The organism is Janthinobacterium lividum (assembly GCF_011601275.1).
In the GTDB taxonomy this organism is placed as follows: domain Bacteria; phylum Pseudomonadota; class Gammaproteobacteria; order Burkholderiales; family Burkholderiaceae_D; genus Janthinobacterium; species Janthinobacterium lividum_E.
The window spans coordinates 99,648-119,331 of sequence record NZ_JAAOLY010000009.1 but is presented as its reverse complement, the minus strand read 5'-3'; the positions used below and the strand labels follow the sequence as shown (position 1 = coordinate 119,331).

The following is a 19,684-nucleotide window of genomic DNA, read 5'->3' as shown; positions in this document are numbered from 1 at the left end:
TTATATGCCGATTATTCCCCCAAACCAGCCCTGCACGTCCATGCTCACGCCGCAAACAAGTGATTGAATTGCTGCACCGCAATATTCACATCGTCCGCCTGATAGACGCTGCTGATGGCCGCCACCATGTCGGCCCCGCGCACGGCCAGCGGCGCGGCGTTCTCCGGCGTCATGCCGCCGATCACCACGCAGGGCAAGGCAATCTCGCGTTTCGCCTGCAGCACGATGTCCAGCGGCGTCGTGACCGGGTACTTTTTCACCAGCGACGGATAAAAGCCGCCGAAGGCCACATAGCTGGCGCCGCCCGCCTCAGCCGCCCTTGCCAATGCCATGTCGCCATAGCACGAGGCACCGACGATCTTGTCCTTGCCCAGCCGCGCGCGCACCTGCGCCACGGACGCATCCGTGCCGCCCACATGCACGCCGTCCGCATCGAGCTCTTCGCACAGCTCGATAAAATCGTTGATGATGAAAGGCACGCCATACTTGCGGGCCAGGTCCAGCAAGGCGCCAGCCTGTTCGCGCCGCTGCTCCGCGTCGGCGCTCTTGTGGCGGTATTGCAGCAGGGCCACGCCTTCCTGCAAGGCTTGCTCGCTCACGTCGAGCAGGCGGTCGGTGTCGTCCCAGTTCGGGGTGACCAGATACAGTCCACGCATGATGTTTTCCTTATTGAATTTGAATGAATCGTTGCGGTATCAGCTGACCTGGCGCTATCGCATACGCGTCGGACAGGGCCGCATGACAATAACTTTGAGCGCCATCGAGCGCCTCTTGCATCGGCACGCCTTGTGCCAGGTAAGCCGCGATAGCGGACGCCAAAGTGCAGCCGCTGCCGTGGAAAGCGCCAGGCAAGCGCGGCCAGCGCCACGCTTGCTCCCTGCCGTCGGCGTCAAACCAGCGGTTGACGATCATCTCGCCTTCGCCGTGGCCGCCCGTCACCAGCACGTTCCGACAGCCTTGCGCGCGCAAGTTTTCTACGCCGCCGAGAGCCAGCGCTTCCGGCCCGTTCGGTACGATCACGGTAGTCACCGGCAACAAGGGCGCCAGCGCCAGTACGGCATCGTCCCGGCTGAGCACGTCGCCATGGCCGCTGGCCAGCACGGGATCGAGCACCACAGGCAAGCCTGGGTGGGCCAGCCGCAATTGACGGACCAGTTGCGCAATGACGGCCGCATTCGCGGCGCTGCCGGGAATGCCGATCTTCACGGCATCGATGACAACCTTGTCGATCAACGCCTGCGCCTGCCGGCGCAGCAATTCCGGCGCCACCGGCTCGACGCCAAAGACGCGGTCGTTGTCCTGCACCGTCAGCGCCGTGATGACGGGCAAGGCATGCCCGCCCTGCGCGGCAATCGCCACGATATCGGCGGCGATACCGGCGCCGCCCGATGGGTCCGCGCCGGCAAACACGAGCACAGTGCGGCGCATCGGCGCCCTCACGCCAGGCGGCCCGCCATCGGCGACGACGGCGATGCGGCAAACTTGCGCGGCATGCGTCCCGCCAGAAACGCTTCGCGTCCGGCCCGCACGGCCAGCTTCATCGCATGCGCCATGCGTACGGGGTCGCGCGCGCCTGCAATGGCCGTATTCATCAGCACGCCATCGCAACCGAGCTCCATGGCAATGGCAGCATCCGACGCCGTGCCCACGCCAGCATCGACGAGCACGGGCACTTTCGCCTGGTCGATGATCAGCGACAAGTTCCACGGGTTCAAGATGCCCATGCCCGAGCCGATCAGGGACGCGAGCGGCATGACGGCCACGCAGCCGATGTCTTCCAGAATCTTCGCCTGGATCGGGTCGTCGCTGCAGTACACCATCACATCAAAGCCATCCTTGACCAGCGCTTCTGCCGCAATCAACGTTTCCGGCATGTGCGGAAACAAGGTCTTTTCGTCACCGAGCACTTCCAGTTTCACGAGATTGCGCCCGCCCAGCAGCTCGCGCGCCAGTTGCAGGGTATAGACGGCGTCCTTGGCGTTGTAGCAGCCGGCCGTATTCGGCAAAATCGTGTACTGGTCGGGCGGCACGAAGTCGAGCAGGCTGGGCGCGTTCAGATCCTGGCCGATATTTACCCTGCGGATCGCCACCGTGATGATCTGCGCCTCGGCCGCATCCGTCGCTACACGCGTCTGCGGCAAATCCTTGTACTTGCCGCTGCCGACCAGCAAGCGCGATTGATACTGTTTGCCTGCGATGGTCAGCAGGTCGTCGTTTGTTGCGGTATTCATGTGCTTTTCCTTAAGTTTTTAAACGTTCGAAGAAAACCGTAGCGAGCGGCGATGCTTTGTGGCCGAGACGCGCCCCCGTGCTTGAGCACGGGGGCGCCGAGCCGGTGAGCATCGCAGGCCGCAAAGCGCGACGCGCAGTAGGTTTGCTTGGACGTTTTCAGCCGCCGCCGATGGCGCGGACTATTTCCACTTGATCCTGGGTTTGCAAGACCTGTCCCGGCCACGCCTTGCGCGGCACGACATTGCGGTTGACGGCCAGCGCCAGCGCCTGGTTTTCCAGCGACAGGGCGGCGATCAATTGATCCAGGGTTTGCCCCGGCGGCACCTGGTGCGGTGCGCCGTTGAGCGTGATGTTGATGAACGCAGGCATCACGCTCTCCTTCAGACCTTGCGGTACAGCTCGGCACCGTTCTTGATGAATTCGATGGCCTTGATTTCCATGCCCTGCTTGAGCGCCTTGTCTTCCGCGATGCCCATGCCGGCCGCGTATTCGCGCACTTCCTGCGTGATCTTCATCGAGCAGAAATGGGGGCCGCACATGGAGCAGAAATGCGCCACCTTGGCCGAATCCTTGGGCAGGGTTTCATCGTGGAATTCGCGCGCCTTGTCCGGATCCAGGCCGATATTGAACTGGTCGTCCCAGCGGAATTCGAAGCGGGCTTTCGACAGGGCGTTGTCGCGGATTTGCGCGCCCGGATGGCCCTTCGCCAGGTCGGCCGCGTGCGCCGCAATCTTGTAGGTGATGATGCCGTCTTTCACATCGGCCTTGTTGGGCAGGCCCAGGTGTTCCTTCGGCGTCACGTAGCACAGCATGGCCGTGCCGTACCAGCCGATCATGGCCGCGCCGATGCCGGACGTGATGTGGTCGTAGCCGGGTGCGATATCGGTCGTCAGCGGCCCCAAGGTGTAGAACGGCGCTTCGCCGCACTGCTCCAGCTGCAAGTCCATGTTTTCCTTGATCAGCTGCATCGGCACGTGGCCCGGACCTTCGATCATCACTTGCACATCGTGCTTCCAGGCGACTTGCGTCAGTTCGCCCAGGGTTTTCAGTTCACCCAGCTGCGCCTCGTCGTTGGCGTCGTAGATGGAACCGGGGCGCAAGCCGTCGCCCAGCGAGAACGACACGTCGTACGCCTTCATGATTTCGCAAATCTCTTCGAAATGCGTGTACAGGAACGATTCCTGGTGATGCGCCAGACACCATTTCGCCATGATGGAGCCGCCGCGCGACACGATGCCCGTCAAGCGCTTGGCTGTCATCGGCACATAACGCAGCAACACGCCCGCGTGGATGGTGAAGTAGTCGACGCCCTGCTCGGCCTGCTCAATCAGGGTGTCGCGGAAGATTTCCCAAGTTAAATCTTCGGCCTTGCCGTTAACCTTTTCCAGCGCCTGGTAAATGGGCACGGTGCCGATCGGCACGGGGCTGTTGCGCACGATCCATTCACGCGTCTCGTGGATATGTTTACCTGTGGACAGATCCATCACGTTGTCGCCACCCCAGCGGATGGCCCAGGTCATCTTTTCCACTTCCTCGCCGATCGACGAGGTGACGGCGGAGTTACCGATATTCGCGTTGATTTTCACGAGGAAATTGCGGCCGATAATCATCGGTTCCACTTCCGGGTGGTTGATGTTGGCGGGGATGATGGCGCGGCCGCGGGCGATTTCCTCGCGCACGAATTCCGGCGTGATTTCCGCAGGAATGCTGGCGCCGAACGACTGGCCAGGATGCTGGCGGCCCATCAGATCGGCCAGGCGCTCGCCCATGGGGCCGGAGGCTTTTAACTCTTTCAAGTACTCTCCGCGGCGCATGTTTTCGCGGATGGCCACGTATTCCATTTCCGGCGTGATGATGCCCTGGCGCGCGTAGTGCATTTGCGTCACGTTCTTGCCGGCGATGGCGCGGCGCGGCTTGCGGTGCAAATTGAAACGCAGCTCGGCCAGCTTCGGGTCGGCCAGGCGGGCGATGCCATAGTCGGAGGTGGGGCCGGGCAATTCTTCCGTGTCCGCACGTTCCACGATCCACGGCAGGCGCGGCGTATCGAGGCCCGAGCGGATATCGATCTGCACGTCCGGATCCGTGTACGGGCCGGACGTGTCATAGACGTAGATCGGCGGATTCTTTTCGCCGCCGAACGACGCTTCCGTGTCGGACTGGCTGATCTCGCGCATGGGCACGCGGATGTCGGGGCGGCTGCCTTCAACATAGATCTTGCGCGAATTGGGCAGCGGCGCGATGGCGGCTTCGTCGACCGTGGCGGTGGCGGAGAGGAATTTCGGGTTGGCGTTCATTTTGGCTCCTTGGCTAGACTATTTTTAAGCCTGGAGCCAGCTAAGGAGGTTCGGAATTGCGCACGCGGAAAGGCGGGGTGCGTTCATCCTAAAGCTTCCCTTCGCTGGCATTATCCAGATCAGGTTCGGAGGGTATTTCTCACCCGCGCTTGCACCGTGTTTCCACAGCAAAAGGCAGGACCCCTAGCGTTTGCCGCCTTGCGGCAGCGAGCCAATTATACGCGGTTCACGTCGCGTGGCCAGATGATTTCTTGCAGGTGTCGTCTTTGTACATCGCTCTACTTCTTCTTGCCCCAGCGCCAGCTGGTCGGTTGGCCCTTCAGCTGGCAGATGAAAATGAGCACGGCAACGATGGCCACTTCATAGACGATGTAGCCGACCAGCATGGTTTGCGGCGGGAACAGGAAGGCGCCGCACGCGAACAGCGCCAGCGCCGCCAGGAACACCAGCCAGCCCTGCCAGGTGATGGGCAAGCCCCAGCCCCAGCCATAGGTCTTGGCGGGGAACCAGTATTGTGGCCTTGATTTGTCAGTCATGATTTTTCCTGATCAGTATCGATAGCACCGAGTATAAATCAGCCGATGCGATGGCGTTCCGTGACGTCGAGGCCAATGCCGCGGTAGCCGATGAAGCGGCTGCCATTGTCGAACATCGGTTCGCCGCTGACCTGCAGATACTGCATGCTGCCATCCGCATTCGTGCGGCTGTAGATGAAGTCGAGGAACGGTTCGCGCGCGGCGATTTTTGCGTCGAGCAAGGCGCGCTCGGTGGCGTTCCAGCGCTGCGGCTCTTCCTCGCTGCCGATGCCCAGCATTTCAGCCACGGGGCCGGAAAAGCGCGTCAGATTGCCCTGCGCATCCTGTTCCCAGTACCAGTCGGACGACAGTTCCGTGAAGCGCTGGAAGCGCGCTTCGCTTTCGCGCAGTTCCGCCGTGCGCTCTTCCACCATCTGCTCGAGCGACTTGTTGTATTCGGCCAGCTTCTGGTACAGCAGGCGCACTTCCAGCATGTTGTGGATGCGCGTTTTCACTTCCACCAGGTCGAACGGTTTGCTGACGAAATCCTTGGCGCCCGCTTGCAGCGCGCGCAGCTTGTGGCCGGGCTGGGCCGTGATCACCAGCACGGGCAGATAGCTGCCCGCCTCGATGTCGCGCAAGCCTTCCATGACTTCAAAACCATCCATTTCCGGCATTTGCAAGTCGAGCAGGATCAGGTCGTAGCGGTGCTGCTGGTGCAGCGCGCGCACGGCTTGCGGGTCCATGGTGGAAGTGATGCGCGTATAGCCGGCATTGCGCAGCACCTGTTCCAGCAGCATGACGTTCGCCTCCTGGTCATCGACGATGAGGATGCTGGCGTTCAGAATCTCGGTGGCTTGAAGCATGGCGGTATTCCTAAAATTAAGTGCTGAATTAGCGTACTGCGTGAATGTCGTCGGCCAGGCCGTGCGCGGCCGCATGGTGCAGGGCCACGTCGAGCGCATCCATGAATTCGACGACCTTGATCGGCTTGGTCAGGTAGCGGAAGAAGCCCGCTTCCAGGCCCTTCTCGATGTCGCGCGGCACGGCGTTGGCCGACAGGGCCATCACGGGAATATGTTTCGTGAGCGGGTCATCGTGCAGGATGTGCAGCGCGCCAAAGCCGCTGATGCCGGGCAGGTTGATATCCATCAAGATCACGTCCGGCTGATACGTGCGCGCCAGGTCGATGCCCAGGTGCGCATCGATGGCCGTGAGCAGTTTCAAATCGCTGCGGCGGGCGATCAATTGCTCCACCAGCGCCAGGTTGGCGGGATTGTCTTCCACGTACAGCAAGGTACGTCGGCTGGCCTGCGGTTCCTGCACTTGCGGCAGCGCGTCGCCTTCGCCCAGCACCAGTTCCGGCGCGCTGCTGGCGGCCAGCTCGAACCAGAACGTGGTGCCCACGCCGACCGTGCTGTCGACGCCGATGGTACCGCCCATCAATTCGACCAGCTGCTTGGTGACGACGAGGCCGATGCCCGTGCCCTCTTCCGTGCTGTTTTCCTGTCCCAGGCGGTTGAAGGGCTGGAACAGCTGGGCTACCTGGCCCGCATCGAGACCGGCGCCGCTGTCGCGCACGCTCACGCGCACACGCTCGCCATGGCGGCTGCATTCGACGGTGACGGCGCCGCCGCCCTGGTTATACTTGATGGCGTTCGACAGCAGGTTGACCATCACCTGTTTCACGCGCGTGCGGTCCGCATGCACATAGAAGGCCTGGCCGCAACGGGGGAAATGCATGCGGATGCCGCGCTTTTCCGCCTGCGGCGCGATCATTGCCTGGCAATCCTGCAACACGTCGAGCAGCGACATGGCTTCCTGCGACAAGGTGACCTTGCCCGATTCGATCATGGCCAGGTCGAGGATTTCATTAATCAGGCGCAGCAGATACCAGCCGCCCTTGAGGATTTGCTCGATCGAGCGCTGCTGCGGCACGGTGGGTGGCGGCACGTCGGACGCCATCAGCTGCGCAAAGCCCAGCACGGCGTTCAGCGGCGTGCGCAATTCGTGGCTCATGCTGGACAAAAATTCGGACTTGGCGCGGTTGGCCTTTTCCGCCACCTGGCGCGCCTTCGTCAACTCGGCGTTGTTGCTCTCGACCAGCGAACGCGTGTAGGCCTGCTGTTCGCGCAGGCGCTGGTCGAGCAGCGCCTGTTCCGCCTCGACCTGCTTGCGCGCCGTGTTGTCGGTGCCGATCAGCAAGTAACCGATGACCTTGCTGTGCACGTCGCGCAGCGCCGTCACCGAGACGATGGCGGGAAAGCGGCTGCCATCCTTGCGGATATACGTCTGTTCATAAATGTCTTCGATGCCGCGCCCGGCCTTGAACACCAGCGCTTCCACTCCGGGCGTGATGACAGTAGCGAGTTCGGCGCTCAAGGCGGCTGCGCGGGCGATGAGCTCCTGGGCATCGGAAATGCCGGCCGGCGTCTGCTTGTCGACCACCTCGCCGGCTTCGTAGCCCAGCATGCGTTCGGCGCCCACGTTGAAAATCTGGATGACGCCTTGCGCATCGGTGGCGATGCACGAGAAATTGGCGCTGTTGAAAATCGCATCCTGCAAGGCGCCCGCCTTGAGCAGCTGGCGCGGCAGGCTGGCCGCCACCATGCGCCGGTACAGCGCCAGGAGCAGCAAGAGCAGGAGCAATACCAGCGCATCGATCAGCATGGCGGTTTCAAACGGCGGGCGCCAGGCCAGTGCGCCGATGGCCAGCAGCACGATGGCGCTGAACGAAAACGCCAGCGCTACGGGCCAGCGCGATGGCGCGCGGGTAGGATTATTTTCAACTGCATGCATGGGTAGCCCGGACTGTGACAGCAATAAGAGAGAAGATGGAGGGGAGTTAATGCGTTTGGCGCTGGCGCACGTCCGACAGCAGGCGCGCGAATTCCTTTTTGACCACGCCATAGCATTCGCAGACCGTGCCTTCCAGCCCGGCGCGGTCCTGCACTGTAATGTGGCCGCGCCGGTAGCTGATGAAGCCACGCGCCTGCAGGCGCCCGGCCGCTTCCGTCACGCCTTCGCGGCGCACGCCCAGCATGTTGGCGATGAGTTCCTGCGTCATGGTCAGCTCGCGGTTCGGCAGGCGGTCCATGGTCAGCAGCAGCCAGCGGCACAGCTGCTGCTCCACCGTATGGTGGCGGTTGCACACGGCCGTCTGCGACATTTGCGTGATCAGCGCTTGCGTATAGCGCAGCAGCAAACGCATGACGGGACCGGCGCGGTCGAATTCTTCCATCAGCAGATGCGCCTTCAGCCGGTAGCCGACGCCGCCCGTCTGCACGACGGCGCGGCTCGGCGTCGAGTTGCCGCCCATGAACAGCGACACGCCCACGACGCCTTCATTGCCGACGCCGGCAATTTCCGACGAGCCGCCGTTTTCCAGCAGGTAGTGAATGGAAACGATGGCCGTGGTGGGGAAATACACATGCTGCAGCTTGTCGCCCGAATCGTAGATCACGTCACCGAGCAGCATGGATACTTGCTCCAGGTGGGGGGCCAGGCGCGCGAAATCGGCGTCGAGCATGGCGGCGAGCAAATGGTTTTGATTCGGGTTGTGCAACTGGGCATGCGGACTCGACATGGGCAGGTTTCCTGTTTTCCAGTCGTCAGCTAGGGGATCGATGAAAGGCGTCCGAACGAGGGGCGCCATGTGGTGCAGCGTAACACAGCGCTGGCACAGTGACCCGACTATATTTCTTGTCGGCATTGCCGTCCGTTCGGTAGCGAACGGACGGCATTTCGCCGTGCACCCTACAGTCAGTCACTGCCCGGCCTGCCTGATCATGGATCGGCACCGGCGCTGCCACGGGACCACCATGCAATCATTCTTCAAACGCATCTCCATTTCCGTTTCCACCTCGGCCCTGCTCACGCTGGCGTTCGGACTGTGCCTGACGGCCCTTTGCTACGCCTCGGCGCGCCAGATCGAAGCGGAAAGCGCCCGGCTGCTGCTGCAGTACCACGCCAGCGGACACACCTTGGGCGCCGCCCTGCTGCCGGCCAAAGGCATGGGCCTGGACGCCAACCATCGCGGCTCGCTGTATGTGCTGCTGGGTGGAATGCTGTCGAGCCTGCTGGCAGCCGCGTATGTGTATCAGCTGGTGTCGCGCAATTCCGTGATTGCCCGCATCACGGGCGAACGCACGGCGGCGCTGCAGTTTGCCAATTTGCGCCTGTCCGAAGACATCGCCGCGCGCATGCACAATGAAAAGTCGCTGCGTTTGCGCGAACGCATCATCGAAGTGTCGGCCAACGCCATCATCCTGTGCAGCGCCGATGCGCCGGGCTACCTGATCGAGTACGTCAACCCCGCCTTCGAACGCATCACCGGTTATGCGGCCGACGAAGTCATCGGCCAGCGCCTGGAAGACTTGCAGGGTCCCGAGCAAGGACGGCAAGACATGCACGCCATTACGACGGCCCTGCGCGAACAGCGCGAAGGCAAGGCCATCGTGCGCAATTTCCGCAAGGATGGCAGCAGCTACTGGAGCGAGCTGTTCGTCGCACCCGTGCGCGACGATGGCGATGGCGCGCTCAGCCACTTTGTCGTGGCGCAATACGACATCAGCACCGTCATGCGTTTCGAACAGGAACTGGAATTCCAGGCCAGGCACGATATCCTGACGGGCCTGGCCAACCGGGCCCTGCTGCGCGAACGGCTGGAGCAGGCGATGGCCGTGACGCGGCGCAGCGGCCAGCCCCTGTGGGTGGTCTTCATCGACCTCGACCGCTTCAAATTCGTCAACGACACCCTGGGCCACGACGCGGGCGACCTGGTGCTGAAAAGCGTGGCCGAGCGCCTGTGCGACGCCACGCGCGAAGTCGACACGGTGGCGCGCCCGGGCGGCGACGAATTCGTGCTGCTGCTGCCCCAGCATGGCAATGGCGAACCGGGCGCCGCCATCCTGCAGCGCATCCAGGACGCCGTGGCGCAGCCGCTGCAACTGGGCGAATATGAATTTTTCCTCAGCTGCTGCATGGGCGTGGCCGTGTATCCCGACGATGGCGGCGATGCCGACACCCTGATCAAGCACGCCGACATCGCCATGTACCGCGCCAAGGAACAGGGACGGGGCCACTGGCAATTCTATGCCTCGAGCATGAATGCGGGCACCCTCGAGAGGCTGGAACTGGAGAGCGAGTTGCGCCACGCCCTGGAACGGGGGCAGTTCCACCTGGAATACCAGCCCCAGCTGGACCTGGCCAGCGGCGCCGTGGTGGGCATGGAAGCGCTGCTGCGCTGGCAACATCCGCAGCTGGGGCGTATTCCCCCTGCCAGCTTTATCGGCCTGGCCGAGGAAATGGGCTTGATCACCCCCATCGGCGACTGGGTGCTGCGCACGGCGTGCGCCCAGACGCGCGCCTGGCAACTGGCAGGCCATGGCCCGCTGCGCCTGGCCGTCAACCTGTCGGCGCGGCAATTCAAGCAAAAGAACCTGCTGCACGCGGTGGCCCAGGTGCTGGCGGACACGGGACTCGCCGCGGCCCACCTGGAACTGGAATTGACGGAAAGCATGGTAATGCATGACGTGGAGCAAGCCACGGCCATCATGGCCAAGCTGAAGGCGCTGGGCGTGCAACTGTCGATCGACGACTTCGGCACCGGCTATTCCAGCCTGGCCTACCTGCGCCACTTCCCCATCGACGTGCTGAAAATCGACAAAACCTTCGTCAGCGACATCACGCACAGCATCGACGACGCGGCCATCGTGCGCGCCATCATTTCGCTGGCGCACAGCCTGCGCCTGAAAGTCATCGCCGAAGGCGTGGAAACGGAACAGCAGCTGGCCTTCCTGCGCCAGCACGGCTGCGACCAGATGCAGGGCTACCTGTTCAGCCGCCCCCTGGCCGCCGCCGCCTTCGAAGCGCTGCTGCACGAAGGCAGCATGCTGCCCGCTTAGACCAAGGTTTAAAACGCGTGGCGCAGGCCGACGTTGAAGGCGCGGTTGCCCGTGCCCACTTCCGTGGCATTGCCCACCATGTAGGCGGCGTCGTTGCGGTTGCGGATATGCGCATAAGCAACATACACCTTGCTGCGCTTGGACAAGGCATACGTGGCGCCGACGGCCAGCTGCCGCGCGTCGCGGTTGGCAGCGTCGCGGTCATCCTTGTGCACGTACGAGGCCAGCAAGGTCGTCGCGCCCAGCGGCACGGACACGCCGACGATGGCGTCGCGGCTGTCCGTGGACTGGGCCGGCGCCTGCGCCGCGCCATACGGGTTTTCCGCAAAGAACATGGTGCTGCCGTCGCCCGTGTTGCGGCCATAGCCGGCAAATGCCGTCGCCACGCCAAAGTTGTAGTTACCGGCCAGGATGGTGTTGTTCACGTCGGCCTTGCCCGGCTCGCCGGCACGGCTCTGGCGCGCCAGGCGCAAGGTCAAGGGACCGTTGACATAGCCGAGGGCCAGGCCCAGCGAGCGCTGGTCGGCAGCAACCCCCGTGTGTTCGCCGGCACCGACCATGACCGTGCCCGTCACGCCGCGCCATTCCGGTGAGGTGTAGCGCACGGTATTGTCGATGCGCGTGGCCGAATAGCCGGCCAGGTTGGTCGCCGCGCCGGCCAGGCCGCCTTCGAACGGATCGGCCACGTCGGTCAGGGCCTGGCTTTGCAGGTTGTACTGGCGCCCGATGGTCAGCATGCCCAGCGGACTGTCGATGCCGACAAAAGCCTGGCGACCGAACAATTGGCCCGCCTGGTCGGAGCGGCCCGTGTCGCTCAGGACGCCCGCTTCCAGCGTGAACACGGCTTGCCAGCCATTGCCCAGGGATTCCGTGCCGCGCAAGCCCAGGCGCGAGCCGGCCGATACGCCGCTGGTGAGCTTGCTGACGCCGCCTTCCTGCACCAGGCCGGCATCCATCAAGCCATACACATCGACTGACGACTGCGCATGGGCGGCAGGCAAGGCGCCCAAGGTGGCGAGTGCCATCGTGATCGAGATTTTTTTCATGCGGGTTTCCTTGTAAAAGCAAAACCGGGAAAGCGCGCGGCCATGGCGCGGCCACAGGCGCAAAGGCGCGCTGCGGGAGCGCCGTATCGAAAGACGACGGGCCAGATAACAACATTCCTGGCTAAGCTGTGGCGGCGCGGCCGGCAAACGGTGGCGCGCGGTATTCCGCCGTGAATGGTGCACCGCTGGCGGTGCGCGTGGCTCAGGCGCCCAGCCCGCAGGGGACGCTCTGAAAGTGGCTGGCATCGCAGATGCGCTGGCCGTGTGACGCGGACGAGAGTTGGATAAAACTGCGTCTGCTGGCGCCGTCCGCAAAGATAGGGCAGGAGGCGCCGAGGCCGGCATTATAACATCGGCAGTCCTTTCATCCCCGTTCTGTTGCGGGAAAACGGCCCGCAAAGCCGCCAAAACACTGAAAAAGGCGGCTTGCCACGCTGCAGGCGATGCCGTGTCATCTATAATGGTTCCTTTTGCCAATCACACGCCAAATCATGGAATTAGCCAAGTCTTTCGAGCCCGCCGACATTGAACAATTCTGGCGCACCGAGTGGGAACAGCGCGGTTACTTTACCGCCACCCTCGATGCCGGAAAACCTTCCTTCAGCATCCAGTTGCCGCCGCCGAACGTCACCGGCACCCTGCACATGGGCCATGCGTTCAACCAGACCATCATGGATGGCCTGACCCGCTACCACCGCATGCTGGGCCACAACACGGCCTGGATACCCGGCACCGACCACGCGGGCATCGCCACGCAAATCGTCGTGCAACGCCAACTGGACGCGCAAAAGATTTCACGCCATGACCTGGGCCGCGAGAAATTCGTGGAAAAAGTGTGGGAATGGAAAGAAAAATCCGGTTCCATCATCACCGGCCAGATGCGCCGCCTGGGCGCTTCGGCCGACTGGCAGCGCGAATACTTCACGATGGACGAGCCGCGCTCGAAAGTCGTCACCGACGTCTTCGTGCGCCTGTTCGAGCAGGGCCTGATCTACCGCGGCAAGCGCCTGGTCAACTGGGACCCCGTGCTGGGCACGGCTGTGTCCGACCTGGAAGTGGTGTCCGAGGAAGAAGACGGCTCCATGTGGTACATCAAGTACCCGCTGGCCGACGGCAGCGGTTTCCTGACGGTGGCCACCACGCGTCCTGAAACCATGCTGGGCGACGTGGCCGTGGCCGTCGATCCGACGGACGAGCGCTACACCGCGCTGGTGGGCAAGATGCTGAAACTGCCGCTGACGGACCGCGAAATCCCCATCATCGCCGACGAATACGTCGACAAGGAATTCGGCACCGGCTGCGTGAAGATCACCCCGGCGCACGACATGAACGATTACGCCGTGGGCCAGCGCCACAAACTGGCGCAGATCGTCATCCTGACCCTGGACGCGAAGATCACCGACGACGCGCCCGAGGCCTACCGCGGCATGGACCGCTTTGCCGCGCGCAAGCAGATCGTCGCCGACCTCGACGCGCAAGGCTTGCTGGAACAGGTCAAGCCGCACAAGCTGATGGTGCCGCGCGGCGACCGCACGGGCGTCGTCATCGAACCGATGCTGACGGACCAGTGGTTTGTCGCCATGAGCAAGCCGGCCCCGGAAGGCACTTTCTTCCCAGGCAAGTCGATCGCCGAAACGGCGCTGGACAAGGTCGCCAATGGCGAAATCAAGTTCGTGCCGGAAAACTGGAGCACCACCTACAACCAGTGGCTCAACAACATCCAGGACTGGTGCATCTCGCGCCAGCTGTGGTGGGGCCATCAAATCCCGGCGTGGTACGACGACGCGGGCAATATCTTCGTTGCCAAGACGGAAGCGGAAGCCATCGCCAAGGCGCAGGCAGCCGGCAGCACGGGCCCGTTGAAACGCGACGACGACGTGCTCGACACGTGGTTCTCGTCGGCCCTGGTGCCGTTCTCGACCATGGGCTGGCCGGAAGAAACGCCGGACATGAAGGCGTTCCTGCCGTCGTCCGTGCTGGTCACGGGTTTCGACATCATCTTCTTCTGGGTCGCGCGCATGGTCATGATGACGGCGCACTTCACGGGCAAGGTACCGTTTGAAACCGTCTACGTGCACGGCTTGGTGCGCGATTCGACGGGACAGAAAATGTCCAAGTCGAAAGGCAACACCCTGGACCCGATCGACCTGATCGACGGCATCGACCTGGAAGGCTTGATCGTCAAGCGCACGACGGGCCTGATGAACCCGCGCGACGCGGAAAAGATCACCAAGGCCACGCGCAAGGAATTCCCGGAAGGCATTTCCGCCTACGGCACGGACGCCGTGCGCTTCACCATGGCCAGCTACGCTTCGCTGGGCCGCAACATCAATTTCGACCTGGGCCGCTGCGAAGGCTACCGCAACTTCTGCAACAAGATGTGGAACGCCACGCGTTTCGTCATGATGAATACGGAAGGCAAGGATTGCTCGCCGAACGACGCCGACCTGTCGCAAGCGGATAAATGGATCATCTCGCTGCTGCAAAAAGCGGAACTGGACGTGGCCAAGGGCTTTGAAGACTTCCGTTTCGACAATATCGCCGCATCGATCTACAAATTCGTGTGGGACGAGTATTGCGACTGGTACCTGGAAGTGGCCAAAGTGCAAGTGCAGCAAGGCACGGAAGGCCAGCAGCGCGCCACCCGCCACACCCTGCTGCGCGTGCTGGAAGTGGTGCTGCGCCTGGCCCATCCGATCATCCCGTTCGTCACGGAAGCCCTGTGGCAGACGGTGGCGCCTTTGGCTGGCAAAACGCTCAAAGCCGAGGGTGATTCGATCATGATGCAGCCGTATCCGATCGCCAACACCGACAAGATCGATGAATCGGCCGAAGCGTGGATGCAGCAGCTGAAAGCCTTGACGGACGCGACGCGCAACCTGCGCGGCGAAATGCAGATCTCGCCTTCTGTGCGCGTGCCGCTGATCGTCGAAGCGGGCAATGCCAGCGAGAAAGAAGCACTGGCGTCGTACGCACCGTACATCCAGTCGCTGGGCAAGCTGGCCGAAGTGCAGATCGTCGATGCGCTGCCGGACTCGCCAGCGGCCGTCGCCATCGTCGGCACCACCAAGCTGATGCTGAAAGTGGAAATCGACGTGGCTGCCGAACGCGAGCGCCTGTCGAAAGAAATGACCCGTCTTGAAGGCGAGATCAACAAAGCCAACGGCAAACTGTCGAACGAAAGTTTTGTTGCCCGCGCGCCGGCTGAAGTCGTGGCGCAGGAAAAAGCCCGCGTCGCGAACTTCTCTGCGACGCTGGAGAAGATGCGCGAGCAATTTGCCAAGTTGTCAGCCTCCTAAGCAGACCCAAGCAATGTACCACTTGAAAAGCCGCCCTCCCGGGCGGCTTTTTTTTGGCCATGCGTCTATGCTGTCATTGTCCCGCGTTTAATCAAAGGGAAATAGTACGATCGGTCATTTATTTGCTACACTCGTCAAACAAAAACCATTGAGGAGACTTACCATGAAATTTGCCGCATTCGCCATCAGCGCCATGCTGTGTGTCGCCCCTGCCCTCGCCTTGGCCGCAGATGTATCGCCGGTCGGCCTGTGGAAAAACATCGACGATGAGACTGGCAAGCCAAAAGCGCTGATACGCATCACGGAAAACAATGGCGTACTGCAAGGCCAGATTGAAAAGCTGTTCCGCGAGCCTAACGAAGATCAGGCGCCCAAATGCGAAAAGTGCGAAGGCGCGCGCAAGGATCAGCCAGTTATCGGCATGGTGATCCTGACTGGCCTGAAAAAAGATGGCAATGAATTTACCGGTGGTGAAATCGTCGACCCAAAAAATGGCACCGTCTATAAAAGCAAAATCAGTCTGAGCGATGGCGGCAAGAAAATCAGCATGCGCGCCTACAAGGGCATACCGATGTTGGGCCGCACGCAAACCTGGCTGCGCGAAGAATAATAAGCGCAACACTTCCGCCCTGACGAAGCCGGCCCTGCGCCGGCTTTCTTACGTCTGTTTTCCGCACCCGGCCGTTGTTTTCCAGGCCGAATCGCGTTTTTTTGAACCTATCTCCGAACGCCAGGCGCCTATGCGCGCCACCGAACATACTTGAAGTTTCCTAAATGAAATAGTGCATGCCTGTGACGCCATCGCCATGTAGCGAAAGGCGGCATGGCTCTGCCGGATGACCTCATCCGCGGATGCCCGGCAATGACTGCCATGCACAAAGGAACTATATGAATCTCTTCAAGCGATATCTGAACCCGCTGCTCGTTTCGGCTGGTCTACTGGCCATGGCCGCCCTGGCCGGTTGCGGCGGCGGTGGCGACCAGGGACGCGATCCCATCCTCGGCTTGCCGGCGGCCACCTTGTCCAGCCTGGCCGTCACGCCGGCCACGGCCACGGTCGCCATCGGCGCGGGCCAGCAATTCACGGCCATCGCCACGTATAGCGACGGCTCCTCGCAAGACGTCAGCGCCAAGTCGGCCTGGACATCCGCCACGCCTGCGGCGGCCAGCGTCAACGCCAGCAGCGGCGTCGCCGCCGGCGTGAGCGCCGGCGGCAGCAGCATCAGCGCCACATTTGGCGGCAAGAGCGCCGCGGCGCAACTGACCGTCTCGCCCGCCACCTTGACAGCCATCGCCATCACGCCGCTCACGCCCTCCATCGCCATCGGCGGCACGCAGCAATTTGCGGTGAGCGGCAGCTTCAGCGACGGCGCCACGCGCGACGTCACGGCCGTGTCGGACTTTGCCTCGGCCAGTCCCGCCACGGCCAGCATCACCGCTGGCGGCCTGGCACTGGGCAAGGTTGCCGGCACCACGCAGATCACCGCCATCACGGGCACGCTGACGGCCAGCACCTTGCTGACCGTTACACCCGCCGTGCTGCTGTCGATCGCCGTCACGCCGCAAAATCCAACTGTCCTGATCGCCGCAACGCGCCAGCTGACCGTCATCGCCACCTATTCGGACGGCACCACGCCTGACGTCAGCGCCAGCAGCAATTACAATGCTGCCACGCCGGCAGCAGCAAAGATCGGCAGCACGGGCCTGGTCACGGGCGTTGCCAGCGGTAACAGCATCATGACGGCCAGTTTCGGCGGCAAGAGCTCCAGCACCACCGTCACCGTACCGGCCGCCACCATGACCGGCATCGCCGTCACGCCAGCCACGGCCAGCATCACCGTCGGCGCCACGCAGCAATTCATCGCCACGGCAAGCTATTCGGATAACTCGACGGCCAACATCACGGCCAGCGCCCTGTGGACCACTGCGGCGCCTGCCACGGCTACCGTATTGAGCACGGGTATCGCCACCGGTATTACCGCCGGCACCGCCAGCGTCACTGCCAGCGCCGGCGTCCTGTCGGGCAGCGCCCTCCTGAACGTCACCGCCGTTGTCGTACCGCCACCGGCAGTGCTGTTGTCGATCGCCGTCACGCCGCAAAATCCGACCGTGCTGATCGCCGCGACGCGCCAGCTGGCCGTGATTGCCACGTATTCGGATAACAGCACCGTCGACGTCACCGTCAGCAGCACCTTCGTTGCCGTCACGCCAGCTTTCGCCAGCGTCGCCAGCAATGGTCTCGTCACCGGCGTTGCCTTTGGTACCAGCGTCATGAATGCCAGCTTCAACGGCAAGACGGCCAATACCACCGTCACCGTTCCTGCCGCTACCCTGGTCAGCATTGCCGTCACGCCAGCCACAGCCAGCATCGCCGTCGGCGGCGTGCAACAGTTCGTTGCCACGGCAACGTATTCGGATAGTTCGAACGCCATCATCACCAACAGCGCCACCTGGACGTCGGGCACCATCGCCACGGCCACGGTACTGAACACGGGTATCGCCACCGGCATCACTGCCGGTACCAGCAGCATCACCGCCACATCCGGCGGCCAGTCGGGCAGCGCGCTGCTGACCGTCACCGCTGTCGCCATCCCGCCCGTCCTGAATCCGATCATTCTGGGCCGCGCGGCATCGTTCGGCGTACTGGCCGGCACCTCGATCACGAATAATTCGGGAGGCACCACCCTGATCACGGGCGACGTCGGTTCGCCTTCGCAAACGGTTGACCCGACCCAGGCGGCAGGCTTTACCAACTACAAGTCGGGTGCCATCCTGGCCGGCGCCATGACGGACCTGCAAGCGGCGATCACGGACGGCAACAGCCGCATCTGCGACGTTACTTTTGCCGGCGGCATCGACCTCGGCGGCCAGACTTTCGGCCCCGGCGTGTATTGCTATGCGGGCGCCATCAGCATCACGGGCACCCTGACCCTGAACGGTCCTGGCGTGTATATCTTCCGCACGGCGCTGACCTTGAACTCGACCGTCAATTCGGTGGTTGCCCTGAACAACGGCGCCACGGCCGACAACGTCACCTGGCTGCCCGTCGGCCCGACCACCCTGGCCGCGAACAGCGTCTTCAAGGGCAATATCCTGGGCGAATCGGCTGCCATCACGGTGGGCGACAACACGACCTTGCTCAATGGCCGCGTGCTGACGGCTGCCGCCGTTACCCTGCGCAACAACCAGATCACCAAATAACCGGGACATGACCATGACTATCGCACACACACTGGGCGCCCTGAGCGTCATGACCGGCGCCTTGCTGGCGGCGCAACCGGCACAGGCGCAGGACAACACGTTCATCAACCCGGACTGGGCCAACAGTGCCTGGTACATCGGCGCGGGCGTGGGCCAGTCGCGCGCCAACATCGACGAGCCGCGCCTGCGCGCCAGCCTGGCCGCCAACGGCGAAACCGTCACCGGTTTTAGCAAGGACCAGCGCGACACCGGCTATAAACTGTTTGTCGGCCGCCAACTGAACCAGTATTTCGCCGTGGAAGCGGGCTACTTTGACCTGGGCAAGTTCGATTTCAAGTCGACCACCAGCGGCAACGGCGTGCTGAACGGGCAAGCGGCCTTTCGCGGCGTGAACCTGGACTTGCTGGGCCAGCTGCCGCTGTCGCAGCGCCTGTCTTTGCTGGGCCGTGTCGGCATGCACTACACCAAGACCAACACGGAATTCAGCGGCAACCGCCTGCTGGGCTCGACCAATACCCATGCCAGCGAGCGCAAGCTCAACGCCAAGGTGGGCCTGGGCCTGGAATACAAGTTCAGCGAAGCGCTGGCCCTGCGCGGCGAAGTCGAACGCTATCGCCTGAACGACGCCGTCGGCAACCGAGGCGACGCCGATCTGTATTCCGTCAGCCTCGTGTATAAACTGGGCCGCCCGGCCAGCGCCACACCAGCCTACCAGCCGGTGCCGACGGTATTGCCACCCATCAGCGAAACCATGCCGGCCCCTGTGGCCGAGGTGAAGCCGGCGCCGGCGCCCGTCTCGGAAAAAGTGTCGTTTGCCTCGGAAGCACTGTTTGATTTCGATCAATCGATGCTCAAGCCGCAAGGCAAGGCGGCGCTGGACCAGTTGCTCGGTCAATTGACGGGCATGGATCTGGAAGTGATCGTCACGGTCGGCCACACGGATGCCGTCGGCCCTGACGCCTACAACCAGAAACTGTCGCAACGCCGCGCCGAAGCCGTCAAGGCCTATCTGGTGGCGCAAGGCGTGGAAACGAACCGTGTCTACACGGAAGGCAAGGGAGAAACGCAGCCGGTGGCCGACAACACGAGTGCCGCCGGCCGCGCCAAGAACCGCCGCGTGACGGTGGAAGTGGTGGGTACGAAAAAAGTCATGCGTTAAGTTTCATGCGCAAAAAAAACCGGCTTGCGCCG

15 protein-coding genes and 1 riboswitch are annotated in these 19,684 nt (G+C 62.8%); of the genes, 5 read left to right on the top strand and 10 right to left on the bottom strand.

Going from position 1 to position 19,684, the window contains the following annotated elements; genetic code table 11:
• Window positions 1–44: 44 nt before the first annotated feature.
• From thiE to GYK42_RS15345, 9 genes are all read right to left on the bottom strand, one after another.
• Window positions 45–656, bottom strand: coding sequence for a thiamine phosphate synthase (thiE, locus tag GYK42_RS15385; RefSeq protein ID WP_166448193.1), 612 nt, complete (start codon window positions 654–656; stop codon window positions 45–47).
• A gap of 10 nt (window positions 657–666) precedes the next feature.
• Window positions 667–1,428 carry a bifunctional hydroxymethylpyrimidine kinase/phosphomethylpyrimidine kinase gene (thiD, locus tag GYK42_RS15380; protein WP_166448192.1) on the bottom strand — a complete coding sequence of 254 codons (762 nt, stop codon included), beginning with the start codon at window positions 1,426–1,428 and terminating at the stop codon, window positions 667–669.
• A gap of 8 nt (window positions 1,429–1,436) precedes the next feature.
• Window positions 1,437–2,231 (bottom strand): thiazole synthase, encoded by a 795-nt coding sequence (locus tag GYK42_RS15375; RefSeq protein WP_166448191.1) that lies wholly within the window; start codon window positions 2,229–2,231, stop codon window positions 1,437–1,439.
• A 157-nt stretch (window positions 2,232–2,388) separates the two neighbouring features.
• A complete protein-coding gene (gene thiS, locus GYK42_RS15370) occupies window positions 2,389–2,601 on the bottom strand; it encodes a sulfur carrier protein ThiS (protein WP_128141284.1) in 213 nt (70 codons plus the stop codon).
• Between the two features lie 11 nt (window positions 2,602–2,612).
• The gene (gene thiC / locus GYK42_RS15365; RefSeq protein ID WP_166448190.1) at window positions 2,613–4,526 is read right to left on the bottom strand and encodes a phosphomethylpyrimidine synthase ThiC; all 1,914 of its coding nucleotides are present in this window, start codon (window positions 4,524–4,526) and stop codon (window positions 2,613–2,615) included.
• A 79-nt stretch (window positions 4,527–4,605) separates the two neighbouring features.
• A riboswitch (TPP riboswitch) is annotated at window positions 4,606–4,721 on the bottom strand.
• A gap of 83 nt (window positions 4,722–4,804) precedes the next feature.
• Window positions 4,805–5,062, bottom strand: coding sequence for a hypothetical protein (locus GYK42_RS15360; RefSeq protein WP_166448189.1), 258 nt, complete (start codon window positions 5,060–5,062; stop codon window positions 4,805–4,807).
• A 38-nt stretch (window positions 5,063–5,100) separates the two neighbouring features.
• Entirely contained in the window at window positions 5,101–5,907 is an 807-nt protein-coding gene (locus GYK42_RS15355) for a response regulator (RefSeq protein ID WP_166448188.1), read from the bottom strand.
• A gap of 28 nt (window positions 5,908–5,935) precedes the next feature.
• Window positions 5,936–7,840 carry a PAS domain-containing hybrid sensor histidine kinase/response regulator gene (locus GYK42_RS15350; protein WP_240943607.1) on the bottom strand — a complete coding sequence of 635 codons (1,905 nt, stop codon included), beginning with the start codon at window positions 7,838–7,840 and terminating at the stop codon, window positions 5,936–5,938.
• Between the two features lie 46 nt (window positions 7,841–7,886).
• Entirely contained in the window at window positions 7,887–8,627 is a 741-nt protein-coding gene (locus GYK42_RS15345; RefSeq protein ID WP_166448187.1) for a Crp/Fnr family transcriptional regulator, read from the bottom strand.
• 235 nt (window positions 8,628–8,862) lie between these two features.
• Here GYK42_RS15345 and GYK42_RS15340 point away from each other — a divergent pair, with 235 nt between their 5' ends.
• Entirely contained in the window at window positions 8,863–10,947 is a 2,085-nt protein-coding gene (locus GYK42_RS15340; protein ID WP_240943606.1) for a putative bifunctional diguanylate cyclase/phosphodiesterase, read from the top strand.
• A gap of 8 nt (window positions 10,948–10,955) precedes the next feature.
• Here GYK42_RS15340 and GYK42_RS15335 read toward each other — a convergent pair whose 3' ends face one another.
• Window positions 10,956–11,993, bottom strand: coding sequence for a porin (locus GYK42_RS15335; protein WP_166448185.1), 1,038 nt, complete (start codon window positions 11,991–11,993; stop codon window positions 10,956–10,958).
• 491 nt (window positions 11,994–12,484) lie between these two features.
• Here GYK42_RS15335 and GYK42_RS15330 point away from each other — a divergent pair, with 491 nt between their 5' ends.
• The 4 genes from GYK42_RS15330 (at window position 12,485) to GYK42_RS15315 (ending at window position 19,652) form a co-directional block, all read left to right on the top strand.
• Window positions 12,485–15,292 carry a valine--tRNA ligase gene (locus tag GYK42_RS15330; RefSeq protein ID WP_166448184.1) on the top strand — a complete coding sequence of 936 codons (2,808 nt, stop codon included), beginning with the start codon at window positions 12,485–12,487 and terminating at the stop codon, window positions 15,290–15,292.
• A gap of 163 nt (window positions 15,293–15,455) precedes the next feature.
• Window positions 15,456–15,902 carry a DUF2147 domain-containing protein gene (locus tag GYK42_RS15325; protein WP_166448183.1) on the top strand — a complete coding sequence of 149 codons (447 nt, stop codon included), beginning with the start codon at window positions 15,456–15,458 and terminating at the stop codon, window positions 15,900–15,902.
• A 278-nt stretch (window positions 15,903–16,180) separates the two neighbouring features.
• The gene (locus GYK42_RS15320) at window positions 16,181–18,493 is read left to right on the top strand and encodes a beta strand repeat-containing protein (RefSeq protein WP_166448182.1); all 2,313 of its coding nucleotides are present in this window, start codon (window positions 16,181–16,183) and stop codon (window positions 18,491–18,493) included.
• A gap of 13 nt (window positions 18,494–18,506) precedes the next feature.
• Window positions 18,507–19,652 carry an OmpA family protein gene (locus tag GYK42_RS15315; RefSeq protein WP_166448181.1) on the top strand — a complete coding sequence of 382 codons (1,146 nt, stop codon included), beginning with the start codon at window positions 18,507–18,509 and terminating at the stop codon, window positions 19,650–19,652.
• Window positions 19,653–19,684: the final 32 nt, after the last annotated feature.

Excerpts from the sequence above, each read along its gene's own strand:
- thiS (WP_128141284.1), bottom strand. The coding sequence starts at position 2,601 with ATGCCTGCGTTCATCAACATCACGCTCAACGGCGCACCGCACCAGGTG.
- GYK42_RS15375 (WP_166448191.1), bottom strand. The coding sequence starts at position 2,231 with ATGAATACCGCAACAAACGACGACCTGCTGACCATCGCAGGCAAACAG.
- GYK42_RS15320 (WP_166448182.1), top strand. The coding sequence starts at position 16,181 with ATGAATCTCTTCAAGCGATATCTGAACCCGCTGCTCGTTTCGGCTGGT.
- thiE (WP_166448193.1), bottom strand. The coding sequence starts at position 656 with ATGCGTGGACTGTATCTGGTCACCCCGAACTGGGACGACACCGACCGC.
- GYK42_RS15350 (WP_240943607.1), bottom strand. The coding sequence starts at position 7,840 with ATGCATGCAGTTGAAAATAATCCTACCCGCGCGCCATCGCGCTGGCCC.
- GYK42_RS15335 (WP_166448185.1), bottom strand. The coding sequence starts at position 11,993 with ATGAAAAAAATCTCGATCACGATGGCACTCGCCACCTTGGGCGCCTTG.
- GYK42_RS15330 (WP_166448184.1), top strand. The coding sequence starts at position 12,485 with ATGGAATTAGCCAAGTCTTTCGAGCCCGCCGACATTGAACAATTCTGG.
- GYK42_RS15315 (WP_166448181.1), top strand. The coding sequence starts at position 18,507 with ATGACTATCGCACACACACTGGGCGCCCTGAGCGTCATGACCGGCGCC.
- thiC (WP_166448190.1), bottom strand. The coding sequence starts at position 4,526 with ATGAACGCCAACCCGAAATTCCTCTCCGCCACCGCCACGGTCGACGAA.
- GYK42_RS15360 (WP_166448189.1), bottom strand. The coding sequence starts at position 5,062 with ATGACTGACAAATCAAGGCCACAATACTGGTTCCCCGCCAAGACCTAT.
- thiD (WP_166448192.1), bottom strand. The coding sequence starts at position 1,428 with ATGCGCCGCACTGTGCTCGTGTTTGCCGGCGCGGACCCATCGGGCGGC.
- GYK42_RS15355 (WP_166448188.1), bottom strand. The coding sequence starts at position 5,907 with ATGCTTCAAGCCACCGAGATTCTGAACGCCAGCATCCTCATCGTCGAT.
- GYK42_RS15325 (WP_166448183.1), top strand. The coding sequence starts at position 15,456 with ATGAAATTTGCCGCATTCGCCATCAGCGCCATGCTGTGTGTCGCCCCT.
- GYK42_RS15340 (WP_240943606.1), top strand. The coding sequence starts at position 8,863 with ATGCAATCATTCTTCAAACGCATCTCCATTTCCGTTTCCACCTCGGCC.
- GYK42_RS15345 (WP_166448187.1), bottom strand. The coding sequence starts at position 8,627 with ATGTCGAGTCCGCATGCCCAGTTGCACAACCCGAATCAAAACCATTTG.